At 37.7% G+C, this 25,814-nt stretch carries 26 protein-coding genes and 1 riboswitch; of the genes, 12 read left to right on the top strand and 14 right to left on the bottom strand.

The genetic code is table 11. The annotated features are described in order from the left end of the window. Nucleotides 1-31: 31 nt before the first annotated feature. From I6751_RS10245 to I6751_RS10220, 6 genes are read right to left on the bottom strand one after another with little or no spacing between them, the layout of a single operon-like run. A complete protein-coding gene (locus tag I6751_RS10245) occupies nt 32-721 on the bottom strand; it encodes a D-lyxose/D-mannose family sugar isomerase (RefSeq protein WP_196591219.1) in 690 nt (229 codons plus the stop codon). 26 nt (nt 722-747) lie between these two features. Beyond that, nucleotides 748-1,617, bottom strand: coding sequence for a ketose-bisphosphate aldolase (locus tag I6751_RS10240; RefSeq protein WP_196591220.1), 870 nt, complete (start codon nt 1,615-1,617; stop codon nt 748-750). 56 nt (nt 1,618-1,673) lie between these two features. Further along, nucleotides 1,674-2,756 (bottom strand): PTS fructose transporter subunit IIC, encoded by a 1,083-nt coding sequence (locus I6751_RS10235; RefSeq protein WP_196591221.1) that lies wholly within the window; start codon nt 2,754-2,756, stop codon nt 1,674-1,676. Nucleotides 2,757-2,771: 15 nt separating this feature from the next. Further along, nucleotides 2,772-3,083: a PTS fructose transporter subunit IIB gene (locus I6751_RS10230; RefSeq protein ID WP_196591222.1), complete on the bottom strand. Its 312-nt coding sequence runs from the start codon at nt 3,081-3,083 to the stop codon at nt 2,772-2,774. Nucleotides 3,084-3,097: 14 nt separating this feature from the next. Further along, nucleotides 3,098-3,556: a PTS sugar transporter subunit IIA gene (locus tag I6751_RS10225; protein WP_196591223.1), complete on the bottom strand. Its 459-nt coding sequence runs from the start codon at nt 3,554-3,556 to the stop codon at nt 3,098-3,100. A 26-nt stretch (nt 3,557-3,582) separates the two neighbouring features. Then, nucleotides 3,583-5,094 (bottom strand): BglG family transcription antiterminator, encoded by a 1,512-nt coding sequence (locus tag I6751_RS10220; RefSeq protein WP_196599093.1) that lies wholly within the window; start codon nt 5,092-5,094, stop codon nt 3,583-3,585. A gap of 282 nt (nt 5,095-5,376) precedes the next feature. Here I6751_RS10220 and rpsF point away from each other — a divergent pair, with 282 nt between their 5' ends. The 3 genes from rpsF to rpsR are packed head-to-tail and all read left to right on the top strand — an operon-like array spanning nt 5,377 to nt 6,369. Next, nucleotides 5,377-5,664 carry a 30S ribosomal protein S6 gene (rpsF, locus tag I6751_RS10215; protein ID WP_182187654.1) on the top strand — a complete coding sequence of 96 codons (288 nt, stop codon included), beginning with the start codon at nt 5,377-5,379 and terminating at the stop codon, nt 5,662-5,664. Nucleotides 5,665-5,684: 20 nt separating this feature from the next. Then, nucleotides 5,685-6,119: a single-stranded DNA-binding protein gene (locus I6751_RS10210; protein ID WP_196591225.1), complete on the top strand. Its 435-nt coding sequence runs from the start codon at nt 5,685-5,687 to the stop codon at nt 6,117-6,119. Nucleotides 6,120-6,135: 16 nt separating this feature from the next. Then, complete coding sequence (rpsR, locus tag I6751_RS10205) at nt 6,136-6,369, top strand: 30S ribosomal protein S18 (RefSeq protein WP_182187652.1); 234 nt, start codon at nt 6,136-6,138, stop codon at nt 6,367-6,369. A gap of 46 nt (nt 6,370-6,415) precedes the next feature. On the opposite strand, the gene I6751_RS10200 is transcribed toward rpsR, so the two are convergent. Continuing rightward, nucleotides 6,416-6,847 (bottom strand): universal stress protein, encoded by a 432-nt coding sequence (locus tag I6751_RS10200; protein WP_182187651.1) that lies wholly within the window; start codon nt 6,845-6,847, stop codon nt 6,416-6,418. Nucleotides 6,848-6,999: 152 nt separating this feature from the next. Next, a riboswitch (TPP riboswitch) is annotated at nt 7,000-7,096 on the top strand. A 94-nt stretch (nt 7,097-7,190) separates the two neighbouring features. Here I6751_RS10200 and thiC point away from each other — a divergent pair. From thiC to I6751_RS10160, 8 genes are all read left to right on the top strand, one after another. Then, nucleotides 7,191-8,513 carry a phosphomethylpyrimidine synthase ThiC gene (gene thiC / locus I6751_RS10195; protein WP_196591226.1) on the top strand — a complete coding sequence of 441 codons (1,323 nt, stop codon included), beginning with the start codon at nt 7,191-7,193 and terminating at the stop codon, nt 8,511-8,513. Between the two features lie 372 nt (nt 8,514-8,885). After that, nucleotides 8,886-10,715 carry a glutamine--fructose-6-phosphate transaminase (isomerizing) gene (gene glmS, locus I6751_RS10190; RefSeq protein ID WP_196591227.1) on the top strand — a complete coding sequence of 610 codons (1,830 nt, stop codon included), beginning with the start codon at nt 8,886-8,888 and terminating at the stop codon, nt 10,713-10,715. A gap of 145 nt (nt 10,716-10,860) precedes the next feature. Further along, nucleotides 10,861-11,499: an HAD family hydrolase gene (locus tag I6751_RS10185; protein ID WP_196591228.1), complete on the top strand. Its 639-nt coding sequence runs from the start codon at nt 10,861-10,863 to the stop codon at nt 11,497-11,499. A gap of 291 nt (nt 11,500-11,790) precedes the next feature. Beyond that, nucleotides 11,791-13,896 (top strand): BglG family transcription antiterminator, encoded by a 2,106-nt coding sequence (locus I6751_RS10180; RefSeq protein ID WP_196591229.1) that lies wholly within the window; start codon nt 11,791-11,793, stop codon nt 13,894-13,896. 83 nt (nt 13,897-13,979) lie between these two features. Next, the gene (locus I6751_RS10175) at nt 13,980-15,869 is read left to right on the top strand and encodes a PTS mannitol transporter subunit IICBA (protein WP_196591230.1); all 1,890 of its coding nucleotides are present in this window, start codon (nt 13,980-13,982) and stop codon (nt 15,867-15,869) included. Between the two features lie 77 nt (nt 15,870-15,946). Beyond that, the gene (locus tag I6751_RS10170) at nt 15,947-17,101 is read left to right on the top strand and encodes a mannitol-1-phosphate 5-dehydrogenase (RefSeq protein WP_196591231.1); all 1,155 of its coding nucleotides are present in this window, start codon (nt 15,947-15,949) and stop codon (nt 17,099-17,101) included. Between the two features lie 165 nt (nt 17,102-17,266). Continuing rightward, a complete protein-coding gene (locus I6751_RS10165; RefSeq protein ID WP_196591232.1) occupies nt 17,267-17,569 on the top strand; it encodes a hypothetical protein in 303 nt (100 codons plus the stop codon). A 122-nt stretch (nt 17,570-17,691) separates the two neighbouring features. Then, a complete protein-coding gene (locus tag I6751_RS10160) occupies nt 17,692-18,534 on the top strand; it encodes an aldo/keto reductase (protein WP_196591233.1) in 843 nt (280 codons plus the stop codon). A 75-nt stretch (nt 18,535-18,609) separates the two neighbouring features. On the opposite strand, the gene queA is transcribed toward I6751_RS10160, so the two are convergent. From queA to tsaE, 6 genes are read right to left on the bottom strand one after another with little or no spacing between them, the layout of a single operon-like run. Then, complete coding sequence (gene queA / locus I6751_RS10155) at nt 18,610-19,632, bottom strand: tRNA preQ1(34) S-adenosylmethionine ribosyltransferase-isomerase QueA (RefSeq protein ID WP_182187642.1); 1,023 nt, start codon at nt 19,630-19,632, stop codon at nt 18,610-18,612. Nucleotides 19,633-19,654: 22 nt separating this feature from the next. Beyond that, nucleotides 19,655-20,944 (bottom strand): SpoIID/LytB domain-containing protein, encoded by a 1,290-nt coding sequence (locus tag I6751_RS10150; protein WP_196591234.1) that lies wholly within the window; start codon nt 20,942-20,944, stop codon nt 19,655-19,657. 51 nt (nt 20,945-20,995) lie between these two features. After that, complete coding sequence (gene lgt, locus I6751_RS10145; protein WP_196591235.1) at nt 20,996-21,817, bottom strand: prolipoprotein diacylglyceryl transferase; 822 nt, start codon at nt 21,815-21,817, stop codon at nt 20,996-20,998. 41 nt (nt 21,818-21,858) lie between these two features. Beyond that, entirely contained in the window at nt 21,859-22,314 is a 456-nt protein-coding gene (gene rimI / locus I6751_RS10140; protein ID WP_196591236.1) for a ribosomal protein S18-alanine N-acetyltransferase, read from the bottom strand. Then, nucleotides 22,311-23,018, bottom strand: a complete 708-nt coding sequence (gene tsaB, locus I6751_RS10135) for a tRNA (adenosine(37)-N6)-threonylcarbamoyltransferase complex dimerization subunit type 1 TsaB (RefSeq protein ID WP_196591237.1) — start codon at nt 23,016-23,018, stop codon at nt 22,311-22,313. The genes rimI and tsaB overlap by 4 nt, the downstream gene beginning before the upstream one ends. Next, on the bottom strand, nt 23,000-23,485 hold the full coding sequence (tsaE, locus tag I6751_RS10130; protein ID WP_196591238.1) for a tRNA (adenosine(37)-N6)-threonylcarbamoyltransferase complex ATPase subunit type 1 TsaE: 486 nt from the start codon (nt 23,483-23,485) through the stop codon (nt 23,000-23,002). The genes tsaB and tsaE overlap by 19 nt, the downstream gene beginning before the upstream one ends. 334 nt (nt 23,486-23,819) lie before the next feature. On the opposite strand from tsaE, the gene I6751_RS10125 reads away from it, so the two are divergent. Further along, complete coding sequence (locus I6751_RS10125; RefSeq protein ID WP_196599095.1) at nt 23,820-25,064, top strand: pyridoxal phosphate-dependent aminotransferase; 1,245 nt, start codon at nt 23,820-23,822, stop codon at nt 25,062-25,064. 52 nt (nt 25,065-25,116) lie between these two features. On the opposite strand, the gene I6751_RS10120 is transcribed toward I6751_RS10125, so the two are convergent. Continuing rightward, nucleotides 25,117-25,800, bottom strand: a complete 684-nt coding sequence (locus I6751_RS10120) for a hypothetical protein (protein ID WP_196591239.1) — start codon at nt 25,798-25,800, stop codon at nt 25,117-25,119. Between the last annotated feature and the right edge of the window lie 14 nt (nt 25,801-25,814).

Below are 25,814 nucleotides of genomic sequence, written 5' to 3'. Positions count from 1 at the left end.
TAAATGTAAAGCAGAAGGTATTAGTTATACATTAAAAATTTACGTATTTTTTATAATCATCAAAAACAAGATATTTGATTGGTTCATCTTCATCAACAGCGGGGACCCAAGGTGTTTTGTCATAAAAACGATTATCTATATTGTCATCATTTGCCCTTGAAACTTCGAAAACAGCAATATCTCCTGTTCCGGGAATGCCATGCCATGAGTGATATTGCCGCGGCAATAATGTAATACTTTGTCCCGGTTTAATCTGTACGGATGCACCTGCATGTACAGTTGATTTTTTACCGTCGATGGTAACGGTCACATCTGTGTCGGCGAAATCTTCTTTTCCATCGGCGTTGTATAATGTTATTTCTAAAATACCGCCACCACGATTGATTATATCTTCCACTTTAGAAAAATGAAAATGATAAGGGAGCATTTGTCCATCTGATACAAATAATAGTTTTTCACAATATGGTTTTGGATATTTTTGAGGCTCTAGTTGGCTGCCATTTCTAAATGTGAAAATGCCTAATCCGCATTTATTGTAATTACCCTTCCCAAAATCAGTGATTCCCCAACCAAGCATGGTATCTACTAATTCACATTCTTCTTTTTTTATATTTTTCCAATCATCCAATGTATAAAAAGCAAACGACGGTAATAAGATATGAAAATCCTTGGCTTTGTCTATAATATATTGTATATTTTTATTGATTTCTGAACGTTTCATGATATAATCTCCTGTAAATGAATTTGTTAATCCCTATAGTAACAATTACTTTTTCCTAATGAATTAAATAACTGCATTTTTTGTTTTACTACTTTTTTAGTAGATACTATACAATCGGGGTAAATTTGATTTGGTTCGCGTAATTCTTGGTTAGCAAGTATGTCACGGCATTTTACATAAAAAGCATGTTTAATATCACTGGAAATATTAATTTTTTGTATACCTATTTTAACAGCATGCGCGATTTCTTCATCAGGATTAGCAGAACCACCATGTAAAACAAGTGGTGTACTTGTACGATTAACAATATCTTGCAAAATATCCATTTGCAATTCAGGTTTGAAGTCCTTTGGATAAATACCATGTGCTGTACCAATAGCCACTGCTAATGAATCTGCACCTGTCTTTTCAATAAAATCGACAGCTTGTTCTGGATTGGTATAAATTACTTTTGTAGCACCGCCTTCAATAGAGTTGCCTGTATCGCCAATTGTCCCTAACTCTCCTTCAACAGCTACACCAATTGGATGCATTAAAGAAACAACATGTTTTACTAAAGCAACATTTTCTTCATAAGGCAGCTTAGAACCGTCGATCATTACTGAATTAAATCCAGCATGTACAGCTCTTTCCACATCATTGAGCGAATTGCCATGGTCAAGATGCAGTACAAAAGGAATTGGACTTTTATATATTCGATTTAAAACATAAGCAATGAATTCATCAGTAATGAATTTTAGTTCATCAGGATGAATGGCTATTATGGCAGGTGTTTTTGTGACTTCTGCTTCTTCGACTACGGCACGCATCAGCATGTTTGAAGATACGTTGAAAGCACCAACAGCAAAATGTTCTTTTTTAGCAATTTTTAGCATTTGTGGCATAGATATTAACATGATATAAACTTCCTTTCAGGAATATAATATTTAAAACTAGTATATTAAGCTAGTTTTTAACCAGAAATTTTGATGCTGGACAAGTTAAGGTCTTGTTCTTCTTCAGATTCAGCTGTAGAAGCTGAAGGCTTCTTTTTAAGGAACAGGCAAAGAATGGCAAATATACAAGATCCAATGAGCAGTGCTGCAGTCCAGAGTCCAGGATGATTTTGTCCAGGAATTGTGAAGAAACCTCCCCATGCAATAGGATTAGTACATTCCCAATAAAATACTAGCGCGCCGTTTACAGCAGCACCTATTGCTGTACAGATAGTAATTCTCACTAAGTCATTTAAAATAATAGGATACGATCCTTCAGTTATTTGACAACATCCCATAATAAATGCGCTTTTTAGTGCATTTGTTTCATCACTGGAAAAAATGTCTTTTTTTATAATACGACTTAAAAGATAACATATAGTTAGACCGAGTGGGGCAATCATTGAAGCTGAGATAAGTGCATTCATCGGCGTGGTGTAACCTTCAGACATTAAACCGAGACAAAATACAAATACTACTTTATTAATAGGGCCACCATAATCTACAGCAGACAAAATGCCAACAACTAGGCCTAATACAAGTATGGAACCGCCTTGCAGCGTGGTAAGTGTAGAAGTAATAAAGCCTTGCAATGCATTTATGGGAATACCAATAATGTAACGCATTACCAGCCCAACGATTAGTGTTGTAAGGAATGGAAGAATAAGCATAGGTTTTATTCCTTCAAACCAGTTAGGCAGTTTTATTGTGTTTTTTAAATAATTGGCTAAATAACCAGCTAGAAAACCAGCAAGCAGGCCGCCTAAAAAACCATAACCATATTCTTTACAAAGAACGCCACATAAAAAGCCTGGTACAATACCTGTTCTGTCAGCGATAGCATAGGCTATAAACATTGATATGAATACAGCTAAAAGGCCTAAACCATCTCCACCTAATGTAAAAAGAACATCAGCAACATGCATATCTCCATTGAAATTTTTGATGGTCTGTCCACCTAAAATATTGCCTACGACCATGAGCATGCCGGAGCAACAAACAAATGGAATTAAATAGGAAATCGCAGTCATTAGATTTTTTTTAATATTAAGATTTTTCATTTTGTTATTTTCTCCTTATAATTTAAGATTTTCTTCTATATGTTTTATAAGTTTTCCGGATGAATGAACAGCTACTTCTGTTGGGATTTCTACGACCTTTTTGCCTGTAAAACGGTCGCGTCCTTTTATAGCAGTGTCCACAGCTAAAATAACAACATCGGCATTTTTGATTTTTTCAGAAGAAAGCTCGTCTTCAATCCCGATTTGGCCTTGAGTTTCCATACTAATAGTATGACCGGCCTTTTGGGCAGCTTTAATTAGTTTTTCCTTTGCAATATAAGTGTGTGCAACTCCAGCAACACACGCCGCGACTCCAACAATATTCATTTGTGTCTCTCCTTTTAATGCATCTTATTTGATAATAACTTGATAACTTCTGTTTTGTTATTTGTAGTGAGTAGCTTTTCGATAGTTTCATCATCAGCTAATGCAATAGCCACCTGTGAAAGCAGTTTTAAATGAACGGTAGTCTTGTCGATATTTCTTACTGCAAATAAGATTATTACGTGTACAGGAAGATTATCATGAGATTCCCATACTAAACCATTTCTGGTTCTGCCAACAGCTATCGAAGTTATTTTTACTGCGTCTGATTTGCCATGGGGAATAGCAATATGATTTCCTAATCCAGTTTTTCCTTCTGCTTCTCTAGCATATACATCTTTTATGAAAAGCTCTGAATTGTCGATATTTCCAACACTGACTAATAAATTCGTAAGACTTTGTATAGCTTCATTTTTGGTTTTCACATTCATTTCTAAATCAATTAAATTTTCATTTAAAATTCTTTCAATATCCATATCTATATACACCCTCCTCAGAAAATCTATATCATTTGTAAAGCTTGTTTTACTTTTACGATATCCATATCAGTGAAAATAGCACTCACTAAAACAGTAGGTATGTTTTTTTTATGATTGATTTTTACCGTGGTAAGTACGATATCTACACTATTAATATTGAATAAATTGGCATGATTAGCCGAAACAATATCTACTATTTCCCAATCAGGAAATGTTTTTTTTACGCGAGCAGCTAATAAATGAGAGGTCCCTATACCGCTTGAGCAAACAATACCTACACGTTTTTGCTGTACTCTTTTTTCCAAAGATACTTGAAAATACACAGCAATATATGATATTTCATCATCACTTAAATTTTTAAAAACCGGTTTCAAAAGTTGCTTTTTTAGATATGAATCAACAGCTCGATAAACTTGTCCAAAATTTTCTTTCACATCATTTTTTAGTGGATTAGAAATAAAGATATTGTTTTCAATACGTTTAGTAAGTGGACGTATATGCAATAGTAAAGATGTTTTTAAATTGAAATCATTTGTAAAATCGCAATTTATTACTTGTGAAATTTTCAATATGAGATCGTCAACAAATACAGTTTCTTTATTATGTATATCAGTAACTTCTACATTTATAGTTCCATTATCCATATCAATACGGGATGAATATAAATACTGATAAATATAAAAAATTTCGTCATCAGGGATAATTTTATTTAGATATTGTTTTAGTTCATTTACAATTAATTGTGTGCACTTAGTGATTGTTAAATTACTATACTGGTATTTTTTATAAGAATCTTTAATGCATAAATTTTTATTATTTTCTAAACGTTTTAATAGTATAAGTATATGAGTAAAAATATTTATATAATATGGATCTTTTATCTTGCCACATAACATTTGCTCAGCTTTGTCAAGCAGTAATTTTACAAAACTTATATCCTTATGGGAAAAAAATGTGTATAAGTCATGTTCATTAGCAGTATCATTATTTTCACATACCAGAAATGAATCATTTGTAACAGAAAATAAACTGATTTTTTGCATTAATAATCTTCGTATATTATATTCATCTCCTTTTATATGAGTGCCATTATGAGAACGAATAAGTGACAAATCATACTGTAATAATTCTTGCTCTATTATATTAAGATCATTAACGATAGAGGCATTACTTATAAAATACAATTCTGCTAATTTATTAATAGATGTTTCTACTGGAGTTTGCAAAAGCAATAATACAGTGATATTTCTGCGGCGTGTTACTACATCAATACCTGAAAAAGTATTTCCCTGGTTGCTGTTGCAGAGAATATTTTTTAATGATGGCGTATAATTTAACCGATATCCTTTACCTCGATCCTGTTGAATAAGATTTTTTGATTTTAAATTATACTGTATGGATTTAAGATCACGATATATAGTTTTTTCTGAAACACATAAAAGCTTTGATAAATAAGCGGCAGTTATATAACTATTAGTTTTAAATAAAACTGCCAAAATTTTTTTTTCGCGTGCCGACAAATTTTCTGATGTCATATAAACTCCTCCAATCCATTATAGTTAACTGTCGGCTATACTCGTTTTACAAATATAGTATAGTTTATTTTGAAAATTATAAAAATACTAAACTATGTCTGAAGTAAAGGACATTTTAGTAACCAATAATTTTTTAAATTTCTAAGCTTATTTTCCTTGTATTATTTTATTTACAATGCTATAATCTTATAGTTAATAATAATTTAAGACTGGTTTCAAAATTTAATTTTGAATCCCCTGCTCTTATAAAAGAGCCGATAGTCCAAAGAGGGAGGTGATTTCGTGAGAAAGTACGAAGTCATATTTATTGTAAAACCAATGGAAGAAGAACAGACCAATGCAGTAATCGAAAAGTTTTTCGGCATTATTACTGATAATGGCGGCACTATTGATAAAGAAGACCGTTGGGGTAAAAAACGTCTTGCCTATGAAATAAAAGACTGCATGGACGGTTTTTACTGCTTGTTCGATATCACTGCCGAACCGGCTTGTATCAATGAAGTTGATCGTGTAATGAAGATTACTGATGAAATCTTAAAACATATGATTATAAGATTAGACGAAAAATAATTTGTCTAGGGGGGACGATTATGAATAAAGTCATTTTAGCAGGGCGTCTTGCCACTGATCCGGAAGTACGTTATACCCAGACAGGTAAAGCTGTAGCTTCATTCCGTCTGGCCGTAAATAAACGCTTTTCTCGTGATCAACAAAATAATGCTGATTTTTTTACCATAATTGCGTGGCAGAAATTAGCTGAAATATGTGGTAACAATCTGGTTAAGGGCAGTCAGATTCTCGTAGATGGCTATCTGCAGATACGCAGTTATGATGCCCAAGATGGTTCAAAACGCTATGTAACCGAAGTAATCGCCAACGATATTGAGTTTATGGGTTCCCGCCCAACACATTCGGATAATAATTATTCAAATGCTCCGGAACAATCCAATTCATCAAACACATCTGCTCCGGCAGCCGCTTCATTTGGCTCTGAGCTGCCCCCTGACGAAGAAATTCCATTTTAATTAGGAGGGTTTCCAGTTGGTTAAACGTGATAGAAACAGAAGACCAAAAAGAAAAGTTTGTAGTTTTTGTGCAGATAAAGTTGATTCTATTGATTATAAGGATGTTGCTAAATTACGTCGTTTTATTACTGAACGCGGTAAAATTTTACCGCGTCGTATTTCCGGTAATTGTGCTCGTCATCAACGTCAGGTAACGTTAGCTATAAAACGTGCTCGCAATATCGCTTTACTGCCATTTACAGCAGAATAATAAAAACCGGCATTTTAAATAAAATGCCGGTTTTTATTATTTTATCCTATCTAACTACTAACACAGGACATTCAGCATGTGTCACCAAATATTGGCTTACACTTCCCATTATTATCTGCTTTATAGCGCCCAGGCCTCTGCTCCCCATTACAATAAGATCAGCATCACTTTCCTTAGAATAAGTCAAAATCATTTTAGCCGGGTCTCCTATTTTCAGCGTATATTCTGTTTGTGGTAAATCACCAACTACTTCTTTTGCATGATCCAATATCTTCTTTCCCTGCGCATCAATATCCCCTGGAATATATGCATCCAAAGTCATTCTTTCAAAGGCAGATACTGCTGTGTTCAGATCAATTACATAAAGTACATTCAATGTTGCTTTGCTCAGTTTTGCAATATATACCGCCTGCTGCAAAGCATGTTCAGAATGCATCGATCCGTCGATAGGGACCATGATGGATTTAAATTCTCTCATATTCATCACCCTTTACCTTTGTTAATATTATTACGTATTCCTGATATATGTATTATTTCTATATAATTTGTTAAAAACCTTGTAAAATTTTTATAGATAAACACCTTATCCGGCTGTATAAATCTTGACATAAATTACTTATTTTGTTAGACTGACCTGAGCAGGGGTGCTTTAAGCTGAGAGGGCAATTGCCCAACCCTTTGAACCTGTTGGTTAATACCATTGTAGGGAAGCTCAATGCCACGATTTTAAAACTGCTTTTCTCCACAGGAAGGTAGTTTTTTTTATATTTCAGCGCATTTTCCCTATCCGGATTAAATAACAATTTGAAAAGAGGACATATATGAATTACAAAACGCAGTTAGAAGCCGCCAGGAGAAACATTATAACAGAACAAATTTCGCTAGTTGCAAAAAAAGAAAACCGCTCACCTGAATGGATAAGAGAACGTGTTTCCCATGGTGTCATCGCCATTCCGGCTAACATCCACCATCAATCATTATCAGCCGAAGGTATCGGAGATGGATTAAAAACAAAGATCAATGTTAATCTCGGAGTATCCGGTGACGCTAAAAATTACGACTTGGAAATGGACAAAGTAAAAATGGCTGTTGACATGGGTGCCGAATCCATAATGGATTTATCCAATTATGGCAAAACACATGAATTCCGCCAAAAATTAATCGACTATTCTCCAGCAATGATTGGTACAGTTCCTATGTATGACGCCATTGGTTATTTAGAAAAAGACTTACTCAAAATGACATCTGACGATTTTTTACACGTCATAGAAGCCCATGCTAAAGAAGGTGTTGATTTCATGACTATTCACGCTGGAATCAATCGTCGGGCATTGGAAGCATTCAAGCGCAGCGGGCGCCGCATGAATATTGTTTCACGTGGTGGTTCACTGCTGTTTGCCTGGATGGAAATGACCGGCAATGAAAATCCTTTCTTCGAACATTATGATGATGTATTAGAAATTTTACGTGACCACGATGTTACCATATCAATAGGTGATTCATTGCGCCCTGGCTGCCTTGATGATGCTACCGATGCAGGACAAATTGGTGAATTAATTGAAATCGGTTATCTTACAGAACGTGCCTGGAAAGCCGATGTCCAAGTCCTGGTGGAAGGTCCAGGCCACATGGCTATGGATGAAATAGCTGCTAATATGAAATTGCAGAAAAGGCTCTGTCATAACGCACCATTTTATGTCTTAGGTCCACTGGTCACAGATATTGCTCCTGGTTATGACCACATTACTTCAGCCATCGGCGGTGCCATTGCCGCAGCCAATGGGGCTAATTTCCTTTGCTATGTTACCCCCGCTGAACATTTGCGCCTGCCCGACTTAAACGATGTCCGTGATGGTATTATAGCTGCCAAAATTGCTGCTCATGCCGCTGACATTGCAAAAAAACTTCCGAGTGCCCGCGATCAGGATAATCGCATGGCTGATGCCAGGCATAAGCTTGACTGGGAAGGTATGTTCAAAGAAGCTATTGATCCCCAAAAAGCCCGTCAATATTATGAAAGCACACCTCCGGCAGAACGCCATACATGTTCTATGTGCGGTAAAATGTGCGCCGTAAGGACTACAAATAAAATCCTCAATGGTGAAAAAGTATTATTTTGCGAAGAAACCGGTAATTGTGATTAAGCTTATATTAACCGCACCTGCTAATTATAATCATAATAAATCACTTGACCAAACAACAAGTATATATTAGAATATGGAAGATACAGAAATGAATATATTATTTTTGTATCTTCTATGTTTGTCTGCTACAATCTGCCGTAAATCAGACAGCAAAAAGGAGGACTTTGTTCTGCAAAAGCATACAGCTTAGCGCTGGCTCTCACAATCAAGTGAGAAGACGAGGAAGAGGTTGTCGAATATTCAGCGGATGCCTCCCGGCTATAATCCGGTCGCAAAATTTGTCAAAACCACGAGGTGACTTGTGGGACAATACAAAAATTAAGGATTGGCAGATACATCTTTAATAATTATTTTATTTTGGAGGTATCGTATATGTGTGGTATTGTTGGTTATGTTGGAAATAAACAAGCAGAGCCCTTTCTTATTGACGGGCTTACCAAGCTTGAATATCGTGGTTATGATTCCGCTGGTATTGCAGTATTTGACGGTGAAAAGATAAATCTGGAAAAATGCGTTGGCCGCCTTGACGCTTTAAAGGCAAAAATCAGAGGACATGAACCTAAAGGTACCATTGGTATTGGACACACTCGCTGGGCTACTCATGGTGGTCCATCTGATGTGAATGCCCATCCTCATATGGACTGTAAAGGTGATTTTGCCGTTGTCCATAATGGCATAATCGAAAATTACATGCAGCTGAAAGAAGATTTGATTGCCAGAGGCCACAAATTTCTTTCGGAAACAGATACAGAAGTAGCTGTACATCTGCTGGAAGAATTATATGATGGTGATTTCGAAACCGCGGTACGTGAAGTCCTGAAACGCATCGAAGGTTCATACTCTCTCTTATTTATGTCCAGAAGAGATCCTGATAAACTCATCTGCACAAAAAAAGATAATCCATTGGTCATTGGACTTGGTGAGGGTGAAAACTTTATTGCCTCAGATATTCCTGCCATTATTGGTTACACACGTCGTAATTATATAATAAACGATGGTGAAATCGCTGTCGTAAAAAAAGATTCTATCTGGATAACCAACCGTGAAGGTCTGCCCATAACAAAAAAAGTTTTTGAAGTAAATTGGAATGCAGAAGCTGCCGAAAAGGGCGGTTACGAACATTTTATGCTCAAAGAAATCCATGAACAGCCTAAAGCTGTGCGAGACACTATAATATCTCGTATTGCCAAAGATAATTCATCAGTAATCCTTGATGAATTAAAATGGAATAGGGAATATCTTGACTCTTTCCACAAAATCTTCATTGTTGCTTGTGGTACGGCATATCATGCTGGTCTCGTAGGTAAGTATTATATCGAAAAACTTGTCCGTATACCGGTGGAAGTTGACATTGCTTCCGAATTTCGTTACCGCTCACCAATTATTGACGAACATACCCTGGTCATAGTAATAAGCCAATCCGGTGAAACAATCGACACCCTGGCTGCTTTAAAAGAAACTAAACGGCTTGGTGGCAAGACACTTGCTATAACCAATGTAGTGGGATCTTCTATTGCCCGTGAGGCCGATGAGGTGATTTATACCTGGGCCGGCCCGGAAATTGCCGTTGCATCAACCAAAGCATATACAACTCAGCTTGTAACTATGTTCCTGTTGGCCATGTACATGGCCGGTATCAAAAAATGTATCTCTGCTGATCGCACTAAGCAGCTGCTTACACAATTACGTGCCCTGCCAGACCAAATTAGCAGAACACTGGAAGATACTGATCCAATTAAGACATTCGCCAAACAATATGGTTTTAATGAAGACGTATTTTTTATTGGCCGATCGCTGGATTATAATGTTGCTCTCGAAGGCGCATTGAAATTAAAAGAAATCTCATATATTCACGCTGAAGCCTATGCTGCCGGCGAATTAAAACATGGTACCCTGGCGCTCATTGTCAAAGGGGTTCCAGTTATTGCCCTAGCCACACAAAAAAGTGTTTATGAAAAAACCATCAGTAATATAAAAGAAATCAAAGCTCGTGACGCAATCGTCATTGGCATAACGTCAGAAAATGATTCCGAACTGATAAAATATGTTGATCATGTAATCAAAGTTCCGGCTACTGATGAACTGCTGATTCCGCTTTTGACAGTTGTTCCACTTCAATTACTAGCTTATTATACAGCCATAACCCGCGGCTGTGATGTCGATAAACCGCGTAATCTGGCAAAATCTGTAACTGTTGAATAATTATTTTTAATCTACTATATTTTGGCGGATACTTTTATGTTGTTTCACAATCTATCTGCAAAAACAGGTTTTTTACTGGCTGCCGCAGTAACTGATGCGGCAGCCTTTAGTTTTTTAATATTCCATTAGGAGGACTAAATTATTGATGAAGGCCTTTATTTTTGATATGGATGGTGTGATAATCGACAGTGAACCACTGCATAACAAAATTGTCATAGACTTAATCAACGACCTCAATATCATACCCGATGAAAGATATCTTGATTCACTGTGCGGCCTCACAATAACACATATATTTAATAACTTGAAAAAAGACTATAACTTAAATATATCTGTTGAAGATACTGTCAATAAATATGACCGACAACTTATCGAACGAACATCCTGCATGCACCTTGAGGCTATTACCGGTATTCCGGAATTGCTGCTCAAGCTGCAAAAAGCTTCTATCCCAACAGCAGTAGCTTCATCTTCACCAATGGAGTTCATCAAAGTGATAATAAACAATCTAAACCTCAATAATTATTTTCAATTTTTGTTAAGTGGTGATGAAGTAGAACATGGTAAACCGGCCCCCGATATATATCTTACAGCAGCAAAACGTCTTGATGTCCTACCGTCGGACTGTTTTGTCCTGGAGGATTCTCATAACGGTGCTACAGCCGCCAAGCGTGCCGGTATGACCTGCATCGGTTTTCAAAATCCCAATAGCGGTAAACAAGATTTAAGTATTGCTGATGTTCTTGTCAATACCATCACGCAAATAGATATCGACAAATTATAATATAGCAGCAAACTATGGAGTTGCCATACAAACAACATTGAACCTCATAAAGATACATATCCTATTTCCGCTCTTTTAGAAACGAGTGAAGGGAACGGAATTGCTATATATTTATGAATAAAAATGTTTATGTGTGTCAACTCCTTTTTGTTATATTCGATTTTGTCCTCAATTGATTGGTACTTATCAACAGGTCTTTTGATTGTATATCACTTTATTATCTTTTATAATAAAATTAACTTAATTAAGTAGCGTGATTCCACTTCTAAATGATCATTAGGAGGTCCAAAATTGAATAAAGGAGAAATCAATCCACGAACAAAAAATATCATTCTTATCTTATGTAAACAAAAAAATTTTATGACTATCAGCGACATTGCTGCTGAACTACAGGTAAGTCCGAAAACGATCATCCGCGAGCTGCCTAAAATTGATTCACTGCTAAGCGAATACGCCGTTCAATTGGATAAAAAGCAAGGTGTCGGTATTCGCGTAACCGGCAGCACAGAAACAATCGATAATATCAAAGATACTTTTTCCACTGTTCCGGAAAAAGTAGTCTATCAACCGAAGGAACGCACTGGTTTTCTGACAGCACGCCTTCTGCAAAATCAACAACCGATGAAATTATTTGAACTGGCCCTGCATTTAAATGTTGCCGAAAGCACTATAAGCAGTGATCTTGATAAACTTGAAAATTGGTTTACTTCCCATCGACTTACACTTATTCGCAAACCAGGCTTAGGTGTATATGTCAGCGGCTCGGAAAAAGATATTCGTAAAGCCATATTGCATTACATTTACGAAAACATCGACGAAACTGATCTAATCGAAATTCTACACAACACTTTAGCAAAAGATTCCAATGAAAAAGACTTGGTGAATAATTCATCACAGCGTTTGCTGAATCTTGTTGATACACAGATTCTTCGCAAACTGGAAACAGTCATCCACCAAATGGAATCACAAGAAGCATTCAAACTTTCCGATAATGCCTATGCAGGCTTGCTCATTCATCTTGCTTTGGCCATACAACGCATGAACCAAAAGGAAAAAATAACATTTGATGACTCTTTTTTAAAAAATATCACCGATAAACACGAATTTGTAATAAGCCGTCGAATAGCAAAGTCAATAGAACAAATTTTTGCCATTAAAGTTCCCGTTGAGGAAATAGGCTATATAGCCATGCATCTCCTGGGTACACGCAATCAGTACTACACTGGCAGCACACCATTTATTCCTAATTTTCAGCTGGTTCAGCTGGCTAAAAAAATCATAAAAATTGCTCAAGCTGAAACTGGTAAAAAATTAGATAACAATGAAAAACTGCTCATTGGCCTGGTAAACCACCTTGGTCCCTCAATAAGTCGTTTAAAAATGGGAATGGATATTCGTAACCCTCTTTTGGAAGACATTAAGGAAAACTACGCATCACTTATGCAGCTCAGTCAAATCTGCTGCACTGTATTGCAAAAAGTGGTCGATACACGTATCCCCGAATCAGAAATTGCTTATATTGCCATGCATTTAGGTGCCGCTCTCGAAAATATTCAATCCGATTCAAATATAAAATACCATGCAGCTATCGCCTGTCCTACAGGATTAGGATCTTCAAAATTATTGGCATCGAGAATAAAACATGAGTTTAATAATATTCAAATAATGGATATCATTTCTGCACTGCGGTTTGACACACAAGAACTAAATAAACGGCAAATTGATTTCATTCTATCCACCGTTCCTATTACCAATGCCCCGGTACCGGTATTAGTGATCAATGCTTTGTTAAAGCAGGAAGACATTCAGTTGATAAACACTTTTCTGGCAAAGCTCAAATATACTGCCAAAAGAAATATAGGCTCCTGCAGTCGACAGTTTTCACTCACCGAAATTATAAATCACATGATGCATTATCAGCAGGCCATACTAAATATATTAAATACATTTGTTTTCCTTGATGATTTCACCAGTATCAATACTGCGCATATTATCAACCGAATAAGTTTTGCTATAAAAGACAGTAAAGCTACTCCACAGACGATTATGCAGGCACTTTTCGAGCGAGAAAAATACGGCAGCACTTATCTGCATGAACAAAAAATCATATTGCTGCATTGTCGTACTAATGTCAGTTATCCACATTTTGCTATCGTGAAAATAAAACCTGAACTCGTCAAGAATTCTGACCAATTTGTTGCTTCTATTATAATGATCATTCCCGATGATGATAAAAAAGAAAATGCTGAAACAATGGGAGCAATAACTGAGGCATTAGTTGAAAATTGGCTGTTTGCTTCTGTTATAACCAATAATAGCAAACCAGAAATCAAACTGACTTTGGAAAACATCCTTAAGAATTTCCTGCGGAAAAAAATCAATTCGTTACTGAAATAATCAATTTATGTTCATAAAAACTATATATAACTTATACATTTCCCGAAAATATCAGTTATATAATTAATACGGAGGTTTAAACTATGTCTGAAACTACAAACAGCAATCCCCTGCAAGAAAAAGTTCAGGTATTTGGCCGTTTTTTAAGTGGCATGGTAATGCCAAACATCGGCGCATTCATCGCCTGGGGGTTATTAACTGCATTATTCATTCCTACTGGTTGGACACCTAATGCTTACCTTGCCAAAGCCAGTGGTCCAATGGTACAATGGCTGATTCCACTATTGATCGGTTATAGCGGTGGTCGCGCCATTTATGGTCACCGTGGCGGTGTTGTCGGTGCAATAGCCACAGCCGGTGTAATAGCCGGTGCCGATATCCCAATGTTTTTAGGAGCCATGATAATGGGTCCCTTTGGCGGCTGGTGCATCAAAAAATTTGATGACGCCTTTGAAGAAAGTATTCCTGCCGGTTTTGAAATGCTTGTCAATAACTTCTCTGCCGGTATCCTGGGAGCTATATTAGCAGTAATTGCTTACATGGTCATCGGACCCGTAGTACTTGCCCTTAACAATGTTCTGCGGACTGCAGTAGAATTTCTTGTCAATGTCAATCTCATTCCTCTGGTTTCCATTCTTGTGGAACCGGGCAAAATACTATTTCTAAATAATGCTATCAATCACGGTATTTTCACTCCTATCGGAGTTCAGGAATCACAGACTTTTGGCAAATCATTATTCTTCCTGATTGAAGCCAATCCCGGTCCAGGTTTTGGCATGCTGCTTGCTTTTTGTTTATTTGGTAAGGGTGCAGCTAAAGGTTCCGCACCCGGTGCCATAATTATTCACTTTCTCGGTGGTATTCACGAAATATATTTTCCATATGTATTAATGAAGCCGCTTCTCCTTATCGCTTTGATTCCTGCTGGTATGACAGGAGTATTCACTCTTCATCTTTTAAATGGCGGCCTTATTGCTCCTGCATCTCCTGGAAGCATCTTTGCCGTATTGGCAATGACACCTAAAGGTGCCTACTTTGCTAATATAGCGGCTGTTACAGCTGCTACAGTCGTTTCTTTTATAATTTCATCAATAATCTTAAAATCATCCAAAGATACCGACAGCGAGGGTTCACTGGAAACTGCCCAAACCAGTATGCAGGCCATGAAAAATCGCGGCAAAGTATTCGAAAATGAAACTATTATCAATGGAGCCCAAATTAAAAAAATTATTTATGCCTGTGACGCCGGAATGGGTTCTTCCGCAATGGGTGCCAGCGCTTTGAGAAATAAATTTAAAAAGGCCGGCTATCCTCAAATCTCAATTACTAATTGTGCTATTGAAAACATACCGGCTGATGCCCAAATAGTAGTATCACACGAAAAACTTGCTGAACGCGCAAAAAAAGCCTCACCGCAAGCTGAACATATTTTTGTAACTGATTTTCTACAGAATAATGTTTTTGATATTTTAATCGACAGAATAAAAAGTGCCGGAATAACCCAAAGTAATATATCTGCCGACACTCCTAAATCCTCTAATTTTAATAAAAATTTGCTTAAACTCAGCAATATCAAAATTGGATTGACTAGCGTGTCACGCGATGAAGCTATAAAAATGGCCGGTCAAATTCTTGTCGATGGAGGATATGTAGATAAAGCATACGTCAAAGCTATGCTGCACCGTGAAGAACAAGTGAGCACATACATTGGCAAGGGTGTTGCCATTCCACATGGTGAAAACTCCGCTAAAAGTGATATAAAAGCTTCCGGCCTTTCTGTCCTGCAGTTTCCGCAGGGTGTCAAATTTGATGACGAAACAGCCTATATTGTCATTGGTATTGCCGGTATAGGTAATGAACATCTGACAATCCTTGCCAATATCGCCACAATGCTTGATGAAAATGAACACGCGGCCGACATGCTAAAAAATGCAAAAACCGCTCAAGAAATCTTTGATTTATTTACAAAATAATTAAACCGGTTTAAACTTAAATTCAGGCAGTATGTCCACCGCCTGAATTTAAGCATAACCATCAGGAGGAGTTCACAATGAAAGCAGTACATTTTGGTGCTGGTAATATTGGCCGCGGATTTATAGGAGAACTACTCCACAATTCCGGCTTTGACATCACTTTTATCGAAGTGGACAAGCATACAGTTGATTATATAAATAAGGCCCATACTTATGACATTTATATAATAAATGATAATTATCGTAAAGAAGTTATTGACAAAGTATGTGCCGTCTCACCTATAACCGATGAAGATAAAGCTATCGCCTCCATCGTTGATGCAGATATCATCACTACTTCTGTCTGTGTAGATAATTTACCAAAAATCGCCGGTACTTTAGCTAAAGGTCTCAAGCAGCGCATTATCCAGCACAAGGAAAAAGTAAACATTTTATCATGTGAAAATGCTTTTTATGCTACTGATATACTCAAAAAAGCTCTAATGGAATGTAAAACGCCTTTATCGGAACAAGCATTGGATTCCATTGGTTGTTTTCCCAATGTAGCTGTTGACCGCATCGCTCTCAGCACTGAACAGGACGGCATTCGCATTCCCCAAATAGAAACATCCTTTGAACTGGTCATCGAAAAAAATAAACTCAAGGATCCGTCCAGCCAGCCAATAAAGGGTGCTGAATACGCTGATAATCTAGGCATGTATTTAGAAAGAAAACTTTATGTGTTCAATTGCGGACATGCCACTGCAGCATATCTTGGCTATTATCATAAGCTGCCTACTATATATGATGCGTTAAATAATAAAGAAATTCACACCGATGTCTTAGCAGTAATGCGTGAATCAGCTTTGATGATGACTAAAAAGTTTCCTTTCAAGATGGATGAACTAGAATCATTTATCCAAAAAATCCTGAAACGTATTTCTCTTAAAGACTTACACGATGAAGTGACGCGTGTTGGCCGTTCACCGATAAGAAAACTCAGTAGGAATGACCGCCTAATAGGTCCGGCAATGCTGACTGAAAACTACGGCCTGAAAAACGACCATTTGGTAAAGGCTGTTGCTGCCGCTTATTTATTCGATTATGCTGAAGATGAACAAGCTGTCGAAATACAATCTTTTATTAAAAACAATGATATTAAACAAGCCATACAAAAATACTCTGAAATTACACCTAATGATACGCTGTTCAATAAAATAGTTATTGCTTATAATAAAATGAACAAAAACTAATAAAAAAAGCTGTTTTGCTGCTAACAGCAAAGCTGCTATTTTATTGTATTAAACTTTTGTCATGCAATAATTATCATCTGATGCAAAATCTAATAACTATTGCACCTGCAAAAATAGCGCAGTATAATTAATGTATTAAGTAATAAAGAGGAGTTTGATATAGCTATGATGAGTGATTCTATGCGTGAAATGCTCGATTTAAAGGAAACGGCAGCAATAGTAAACGGCGTTCACAATCCTAACGCTGATGCCTATCGTGATCGTTTGCACAAAAAAATGGATGCCATCCCTGAGTACGCTTATCTAAATTCATTGCGAATGGAAGATTTTAAAACACTTGATGATTTATATGCTGCCGTTCGTCCAATAAAAACTGCTGAAGAATTAGAAAAGAAAATCATACGCACGCCGGAAGCACAAAAAGGTGCCTTCCGCCGTCTTTGGAATCAATTACCCAAAACCGCGTAATATTTTATCTCATACGTCCTTACTCAACACTTGATACCCGCTGCTTTCAGGCTATTAACTTGAAATACAGCGGGTTTATTTAGACATCAGAAAAACACTAAAAAATGAAAGAGGTGTGCATTATGTCCAACACTGTTCCCACCATTCTTTTAAATGATGGCCTGCAGATACCGGCAATAGGTTTTGGTACCTATAAATTAGAAGGAGCCTCAGGTGTCACAGCCATAAAAGATGCCATTGACGTTGGTTATCGTCTGCTTGATTCTGCCTTTAATTATGAAAATGAAGGAACTCTTGGCCGCGCTGTCAGGGAAAGTTCTGTTCCCCGCGACCAATTATTTCTTTGTTCCAAACTACCCGGGCGCCACCATGAATATCATGAAGCCTTGTCAACCATCGAAGAATCACTATACCGCACCGGTGTTGATTACTATGATTTATATTTAATCCACTGGCCAAATCCCCGTGTCAATAAATATGTTGATGCTTGGCGTGCACTAATTGAAGCAAAAAAAAGAGGTTATATCCGCTCCATCGGTGTCTGCAATTTTTTACCGGAACATATTAATCAATTAATAGCCGAAACAGATGTATGCCCCAGCATCAATCAAATCGAACTACACCCTTATTTTAATCAGGCTCCCCAACGTACCTGGGATGAAACCCACAATATTGTGACACAATCCTGGAGTCCGCTTGGTCGGGGCATAGCATTAGTGAAGAATGATATCATCGCAGACATTGCACAAAACCATAACAAGTCAGCCTCACAAATTATCTTGCGCTGGCATATTCAGCTAAAGGCCCTGCCTATTCCCAAAGCCACAAGTCAGATTCACCAAATTGAAAATCTCACCATATTTGATTTTCAACTGACTGATGATGAAATGACGCGTATATCCAGCCTTACCAAACCCAATGGCCGCAATTTCAACCAAAATCCGGCAGTTTATGAAGAATTTTAAATACATAACCTGATATATACTAATGGCCGGTAATCAATAAATTACCGGCCATTAGTATTTTTATTTTTCAAATTTTCATAGAATCAACATTGCATCACCAAAGCTAAAAAAACGATACCGTTTCTGCACAGCAACATTATATGCCCTCAAAGTAAATTCTCTGCCGGCAAAAGCACTGATAAGCATTATAAGTGTGGATTTAGGCAAATGAAAATTCGTTATAATTCCATCCACTATTTTAAACTTATAACCTGGATAAATAAATATCCCCGTTTCTCCACTTTTAGCTGGTAATATACCGTCCGCCGAAGCCGCTGACTCCAATGTCCTAATAGAAGTAGTTCCTACTGCAATTATTCTGCCGCCAAGTTTTCTGGCTGCATTTATCCGTTCAGCAGTATCCTTGTCAATATGAAAATATTCCGTATGCATCACATGATCTTCAATATTTTCCTCATTGACCGGACGAAAAGTTCCTAATCCAACATGCAGTGTTATAAACTCAAGATTAACACCCATATCTTTAATTTCTCCCATCAGTTTCTTCGTAAAATGCAACCCTGCAGTGGGAGCCGCCGCCGAGCCGTTTTCCTTAGCATAAACTGTTTGATAACGTTCTTTATCAGCAAGTTTTTCATGTATATACGGAGGCAATGGTGTTTGTCCCAATCTGTCAAGTATTTCCTCCCATATGCCATCATAAAAAAATTCTACTACACGTCCGCCAAAATCCGTATGTTCCAATATTCTGCAGGTAAGTTCTGCACCAAATTTAATAACATCACCTATTTTAGCCTTTTTACCGGGTTTCACCAACACTTCCCATTTATTGCCTTCAGTGCGTCGTAATAGGAAAACTTCTACCTTACCACCAGTTTCATCGCGATGCCCAATAAGTCGTGCCGGTATTACCCGAGTATTATTAAACACCAGAGTATCCCCTGGTCTGAGATATTTCTTTACATCAAAAAAATACTCATGCTGAACAGCTCCATCATGTCTATCAAGTACCATTAAACGGGAATGATCGCGCTTTTCACATGGTGTCTGCGCTATAAGTTCTTCCGGTAAATCATAATCAAAATCTGTCAATAACATAAGCCAGTATCTGTCTCCTTTATCAGTACCAATTTTCTATTGATACTTCTGTATAGTACGTATATAAGATGCTTTGATAATCATAGCCTTGTTCAGCAAGAGCCTTAGCCCCCCACTGAGACATGCCGACACGATGTCCTGAACCATATCCCTCTACTTTAATTATCTCTTCATTACTATCGGTAATAAGATGAATATTTTTTGAACCAGTCATCATTTTTGGTACTTGATAATCCGGCAAATTCACATCAATAGACTTATTGTATCCTGAATTGCGGGCAATGGCAACATCGATCTTTTTAGGCAACGGTACAAACACGCCAATAGCAAATTTCGTACTCTTTAATCCCAAAATACTGCGCACCTTACTGCCGGTCAATTCCACTGTGTTTTGGGAACCGCTGAAAACCACTTCTTTTACTGCACCACCAACACTGCGATCTGACTGTCCACTGTTAAAATCCGATAATGTAATCGACTGCAGTGTTCCGATATTATAACCATACTGACTGAGCAATTGGCTTAAATCAGCTGGTGTGAACTGTACCATCCAGTGATAATCAGGCGAATTTTGATCATAATCAGTAACTGACCGCAGATATGGTATAAATGTTCCCCATACGTCCTCACTATTTTCCGTACTGCCGCCTGAGCTGGCATGAAATGCTGCAAATATTGGTTTATGATCATAAAGCAGTACCTGTCCTCTCGTCGCATCGACTGCTTTTGCAGCTATCTCATTTTCCACATTACTCCCGCCATAAACCTGGCAATGTGTCAACGCACAAACATCGTACCCCTCCGCTTCATGACGGTTCATACTATAAATGGCATAACTTCTCGCTGCAACCGCTTGTGCTTTCAATGCCTCTATCGGCCACGAAGAAGGCATTTCTTCAGGCACTACACTATATAAATATTGCTCTAATGGCAGATCATTTATCACAGTCATCCCATTGTCCATTTTTTTTATCAGTATCTTACCGCGATAAGCTTTATTATTCACTTCGACACGTCCATTTTCGTCAATTGCCTGCACAGATAATACAATACTTTTTACCGGAAGATCATTCACATACAAACGGTTATTTTTCTGTGTTATTAATACCCTCGTTCCTGTTGTGAATTTACCAAATCGATCATTTGTTCCCGGGTCTCTTATTTCAAAGACTTCGTTTGCTGAGACTGTCACATTGGTTTGCTGAGTCCATAAACCAACGCGGATATTCGGTTGAGCTGCAAATGTCCTTGACTGTATTCCCATCAGCAAAACCAGTATCAGCCCCATAATCAAATGCTTTTTCCAACCCATACTTTCGCCTCCCTTGCTTTATCATACCTGCATTATTATGCAAAATAATCTTTATTTTGCCTTTTTACCATGTTTACTGGACGATATTCTATTTTTCATGTTCACGGTCTTATCACGCCAGCCGAAATAAATAAAACCGGTAAAGGCCAGTAAAAATGCTATCACGCTGGTCATTTGAGCCGATGTACACAAGCCAAAAACCAATTGACTATAGTCACCACGCAAATATTCCAAGAAAAATCGCGCTGCTGAATAAAGCATTATATACAGTGTAAAGGCCTGTCCACGCCCATGTTTAAAAGAACGAAAAATTAATAATAACGCAAAAATGACAATATCCAATTGTCCTTCCCAAACTTCTGCCGGCCACAAAGGCTGACTGCCATATACGCGATGAGCCAGAGTGGTAACCGGATAAATAATTCCGTAGCTGGTACCAGTAGGAGCTCCGAAAGCATCACCATTAAGTAAATTGGCACACCTTCCCAGTGCCTGCCCCAAAATCATTGCCGGAGCAAGAATATCAGCCATTGCTAATACATCTATATTATGCTTTTTGGCGTATATTATACCGACAATAGTCCCTAAAAAAATACCACCTTGTATTGCCATTCCACCTTGCCAAACATTAAATATTTCTGTGATATGATTGCCATAATAATCCCAATCAAAGAAAAAAACATCCCATAACCGTGCCCCAATGATTCCTGCCATACCACAATAAATGCCCATGTCAACAACATATTTATGCCATCTGCCATCCTGCTTCGCCAGAAAATAACCAACCCCAACTGCCAGAATAATACTCAATGATAAAACCAATCCATAGGAACGTACCGGAAAACTTCCTATATAAAACAAATACTGATGCATTTATTGTCTCATCTCCACCCATTATCAAATATATTAGCTGCTTATTTAAATATCAACCACATTATCTCTGCATCCTCATTATTGTCGAGATAGTAATGCGGCCGCCGTCCCACACTTTTAAATCCAAATTTCTGATACAGTCTCAAAGCTTTGCTATTAGAAGGACGAACTTCCAATGTCATGGAATTTATTCCCATAGAACGTATAATCATAATTATTTTTTTTATCATCGCCGATGCTATTCCCCGACCTTGATAATGTGGCATCAAGGCAACATTGGTTATATGCCCCTCACCAAAGATAAGCCATACTCCAATGTAACCGATGACCACTTCTATATCAGTCGAGCAGTCAACTGCCAAAAGATAATATGCATCTTTTTTAACTGCCTCTTCCCAAAATGATTGTCTGGACCATGGCATAGAAAAACAACTTTTCTCCACCACTTCCACAGCGGCTGCATCTGACGGAAGCATCTTTCTATATTCCACTTTCATTTATTACAATCCTTCTGTCGCTTTTCCCAGAGTACTTCCGCCTCCGAACGTCTGATATAGAGTGGTTCCATAGTCATTATATTATCGGGTAAATTTCTGTCCAGTTTCGCCAAACCAGCAAAAGCAACGTTAGCTGCCCGCGGCATTATAAGATAAGGCGGTGCCAGATGAATATTGGCGCGTTCAGCAAATAACGATTGTTTTTTCTGTGCTATATCTCCCAAGGCAATAACAGGATAATCCATTTTTCTGCATATCTCCAGCGCCGCTTCCAATTTCATCACCGTCATCGACTTCACTGTAACAAGCTGCCTATTCTGCCAATTATAGACAGCAAAATACACATTTTCTTTCTGAGCATCAATAAATACTGCCGAATAGATGTTTTCCACAGGAAAATGATAAGCTAGTATCGTCCCTGCATCAATTCCAACTATAGGAATCTTCAACGCATACGCCATCATCTTTGCTGCTGCCATCCCGATCCTAAGACCTGTAAATGAACCAGGTCCGATATTAACAGCGATTGCTGTTAAATCATTTTTCCCCGTCTGAGCTATAGTCAAAGCATCTATTATATGATCCATAAGTACTTCTGATTGAGGCTTTTTTAACTGCATAGTAACCTCCGACAACAGTCTGTCATGTGTTGCTACCGCTGCGCTTGAAACCATAGTAGCTGTATCTATTGCCAGGATTGGCATATTTTTTTCAACTCCTCATAAATTCTGCTGTACTTCTCACCATTTAATTTTATCTGTATCATCCGTCTGCCATTTTCAGCAGGCTGCAAATACAGCTGTAAATTATCTTCTGGAACTGCCCGCCAAAATTTATCCGGCCATTCAATAACAATCATATCGCCATCTTCCTGTGCATATTCATAAAAACCCATTTCATAAAGTTCTTCTTCTGATTCCAATCGATACAAGTCAAAATGATATATTGTCACATCGCCTTTATAAACATTCATCAGATTAAATGTCGGACTTAGTGCCCCGCCGGCATGCAAAAACTCAACCAGCCCTTGTGTCAGTGTAGTCTTTCCGGCACCGAGGCCGCCTTGTAGGCAAATCACAACCCCTGTTCGACCGGTTTTACCTAAAAAAGCTCCCAGCTGCTTCGTTTGAGCGGGAGTATCCGTATATATAGTAAACTCTTTTTCATCCATAATAAGACACCTGTTATTTATAAATTTTACTTAACAATTCAATCCGGTTTAATTTACTAATTATATCATATTCTAGTTATAAAGTGAAAATCATCCGCTTGTGTCACGTTATACTTTTATCCTTTTATTATAGGATATTACATCATTATTAAGTATAAATTCCACATCGATATTCCCTTTTTTATCTGCATATAAATCAACCACTAAAATAATTTTATATGGCAGTATTATTCCAAGTATACATGAATACAGTCCATACAGCAGCAGGAAATTATTACTATATAGAGAAGTTTATAAAGTCATATTAATTTACATTGACCATTAGGGGGTATTTATTTTGGTAAGTATGGCTGCTTCCCATTCAGTGGGAAAGATAGCAAAAGACGTTATTTTTGGTGCAAGCGCTGCCTGCAAAGAAGCTGTAAACAAACATGGCAGTGAAAAAGTTACCAATGCGACAATTGGTGCCATTATGGATGATACCGGGGAATTAGCCTGCATTCCTATTGTAGAAAAAGTGCTGAGGACTTTGCCAACAAATGACTTGATTTCTTATGCACCGATTTCTGGTATACCGGAATATCTCGACATGGCAACTGAACTCACGTTTGGTAATCACCGTCCCGACGGATATACTTCTGCCGTAGCAACTGCCGGTGGTACAGGCGGTATTCATCATACCATCTGGAATTATACCGAAATGGGTGACAGTGTTCTGACTTCCGATTGGTTTTGGGGTACATATAACATGCTATGCCGTGAATCAGGCCGAAAACTTGTAACCTATCCTCTATTTGACGACAAACAGAATTTCAATACTGCTGCATTCGCCGTTAAAGTCGATGAACTCATGGCTAAGCAGGATTCACTTTTAATTATCATAAATACTCCTGCACATAATCCTACCGGCTACAGTCTCAGCGACTCCGATTGGTCTAACGTACTTGATGTATGCAGGAAACATGCCAAAACACCGGGGAAAAAACTTACCATTATGGTTGATATTGCCTATATTGATTATGCCGGAGAAAAAGATGAAACTCGCAAATTTATGGAGCAATTCACTAATCTGCCTGATAACATCCTGACAATTTTCACTTTCAGCATGTCAAAAGGTTACACCGTATACGGCCAACGCTGCGGTGCGATGATTGGTCTTTCTTCTTCCCAAGAGGTAATAACAGAATTTGCTGCTATAAATAAATACACCAGCCGTGCCACTTGGTCAAATGTCAATCACGGTGCCATGGCTCTGCTTGTTGCCATTAATAAGGATAAAAACTTACAGCAGCAGTTTGAATTTGAACGGGATGCACTTTACCAAATGATTCGCCGCCGTGGCAGCAAATTTATGCAGGAAGCGCGCGACTGCCAGCTCAATGCTCTTCCTTATAAGGCTGGTTTCTTTTTATCTATCCCTGCCAGAGATTCTGCCGCGGTGTGCAATAAGCTGCATGAAGATCTTATATTTGCCGTACCACTTAAAGCCGGTGTACGTATTGCTGTATGCTCCGTACCACTAAAAAAAATTACGGGAATAGCCCAAAAACTTCTAAAAGCATTAAAAGCTGTTGAATAGTCTGTCTAATGTAAAACAGGGCCGATGCATAATATGCATCGGCCCTGTTTTATTATTTCGCATCTATACGAGTCCGCATTTTTTGTAAATGCGGCAACAGCCGGATTTCCAACTTATTCATCAACTCCGACAGTTCATGTGAATCAAAATCATAACTAACTTCCGGAATATTAAACACTCGACTTTCCCCAAAAAATTCATCACGAAAAACATTATAATAAATTATAAAATTACTTTGATCGACAAAATCACTATAATCAAAAATGATATATGAACCGTTAATCACCCGTACCGGTTTATCAGGTGTAATAAAAAGGTGAAACCCAGCAAAACTTTCCGGTAGTTTTTCCCTGTAGTTCCACTGCATGATTTTCTTATCATGTATAATTGAAGTTATATGGTCCGGATTAAATACCGCCATATCAGCCAGCAAATTATCACAGCGCTCTTCCAGCATTTTTTGAAAATCAGCCAATTCCGCATAAATATACTCAATTACACAAAATTCAGTCAGCCCAATCCGCATACGCAGTTTATATTCCCTTGTTTCTTCATGATAATATGCTGTTATGCTGCGATGTGCCGCTTTATTTTCATAGCTGTATATATCAAGCATGTCACCATTTTCCCGCATTAATAATTCAAAAACAAACCCATGTGCTGTCTTAGGCAGCTTTTTCAAATACTCCCATGTCTCCACCTGCGCCGTGATTTTTTCTTTTATTGCTTCTTTCACATTATCACCGTTCT

This window comes from Pectinatus frisingensis (assembly GCF_015732285.1).
Classification (GTDB): domain Bacteria; phylum Bacillota; class Negativicutes; order Selenomonadales; family Selenomonadaceae; genus Pectinatus; species Pectinatus frisingensis.
This window is presented reverse-complemented; position numbering and strand designations above follow the sequence as displayed.

Coding starts and splice junctions, on each gene's coding strand:
- I6751_RS10245 (WP_196591219.1), bottom strand. CDS start 721: ATGAAACGTTCAGAAATCAATAAAAATATACAATATATTATAGACAAA.
- I6751_RS10240 (WP_196591220.1), bottom strand. CDS start 1,617: ATGTTAATATCTATGCCACAAATGCTAAAAATTGCTAAAAAAGAACAT.
- I6751_RS10235 (WP_196591221.1), bottom strand. CDS start 2,756: ATGAAAAATCTTAATATTAAAAAAAATCTAATGACTGCGATTTCCTAT.
- I6751_RS10230 (WP_196591222.1), bottom strand. CDS start 3,083: ATGAATATTGTTGGAGTCGCGGCGTGTGTTGCTGGAGTTGCACACACT.
- I6751_RS10225 (WP_196591223.1), bottom strand. CDS start 3,556: ATGGATATTGAAAGAATTTTAAATGAAAATTTAATTGATTTAGAAATG.
- I6751_RS10220 (WP_196599093.1), bottom strand. CDS start 5,094: ATGACATCAGAAAATTTGTCGGCACGCGAAAAAAAAATTTTGGCAGTT.
- I6751_RS10210 (WP_196591225.1), top strand. CDS start 5,685: ATGAATAAAGTCATTTTAGCAGGGCGTCTTGCCACTGATCCGGAAGTA.
- I6751_RS10200 (WP_182187651.1), bottom strand. CDS start 6,847: ATGAGAGAATTTAAATCCATCATGGTCCCTATCGACGGATCGATGCAT.
- thiC (WP_196591226.1), top strand. CDS start 7,191: ATGAATTACAAAACGCAGTTAGAAGCCGCCAGGAGAAACATTATAACA.
- glmS (WP_196591227.1), top strand. CDS start 8,886: ATGTGTGGTATTGTTGGTTATGTTGGAAATAAACAAGCAGAGCCCTTT.
- I6751_RS10185 (WP_196591228.1), top strand. CDS start 10,861: ATGAAGGCCTTTATTTTTGATATGGATGGTGTGATAATCGACAGTGAA.
- I6751_RS10175 (WP_196591230.1), top strand. CDS start 13,980: ATGTCTGAAACTACAAACAGCAATCCCCTGCAAGAAAAAGTTCAGGTA.
- I6751_RS10170 (WP_196591231.1), top strand. CDS start 15,947: ATGAAAGCAGTACATTTTGGTGCTGGTAATATTGGCCGCGGATTTATA.
- I6751_RS10165 (WP_196591232.1), top strand. CDS start 17,267: ATGATGAGTGATTCTATGCGTGAAATGCTCGATTTAAAGGAAACGGCA.
- I6751_RS10160 (WP_196591233.1), top strand. CDS start 17,692: ATGTCCAACACTGTTCCCACCATTCTTTTAAATGATGGCCTGCAGATA.
- queA (WP_182187642.1), bottom strand. CDS start 19,632: ATGTTATTGACAGATTTTGATTATGATTTACCGGAAGAACTTATAGCG.
- I6751_RS10150 (WP_196591234.1), bottom strand. CDS start 20,944: ATGGGTTGGAAAAAGCATTTGATTATGGGGCTGATACTGGTTTTGCTG.
- lgt (WP_196591235.1), bottom strand. CDS start 21,817: ATGCATCAGTATTTGTTTTATATAGGAAGTTTTCCGGTACGTTCCTAT.
- rimI (WP_196591236.1), bottom strand. CDS start 22,314: ATGAAAGTGGAATATAGAAAGATGCTTCCGTCAGATGCAGCCGCTGTG.
- tsaB (WP_196591237.1), bottom strand. CDS start 23,018: ATGCCAATCCTGGCAATAGATACAGCTACTATGGTTTCAAGCGCAGCG.
- tsaE (WP_196591238.1), bottom strand. CDS start 23,485: ATGGATGAAAAAGAGTTTACTATATATACGGATACTCCCGCTCAAACG.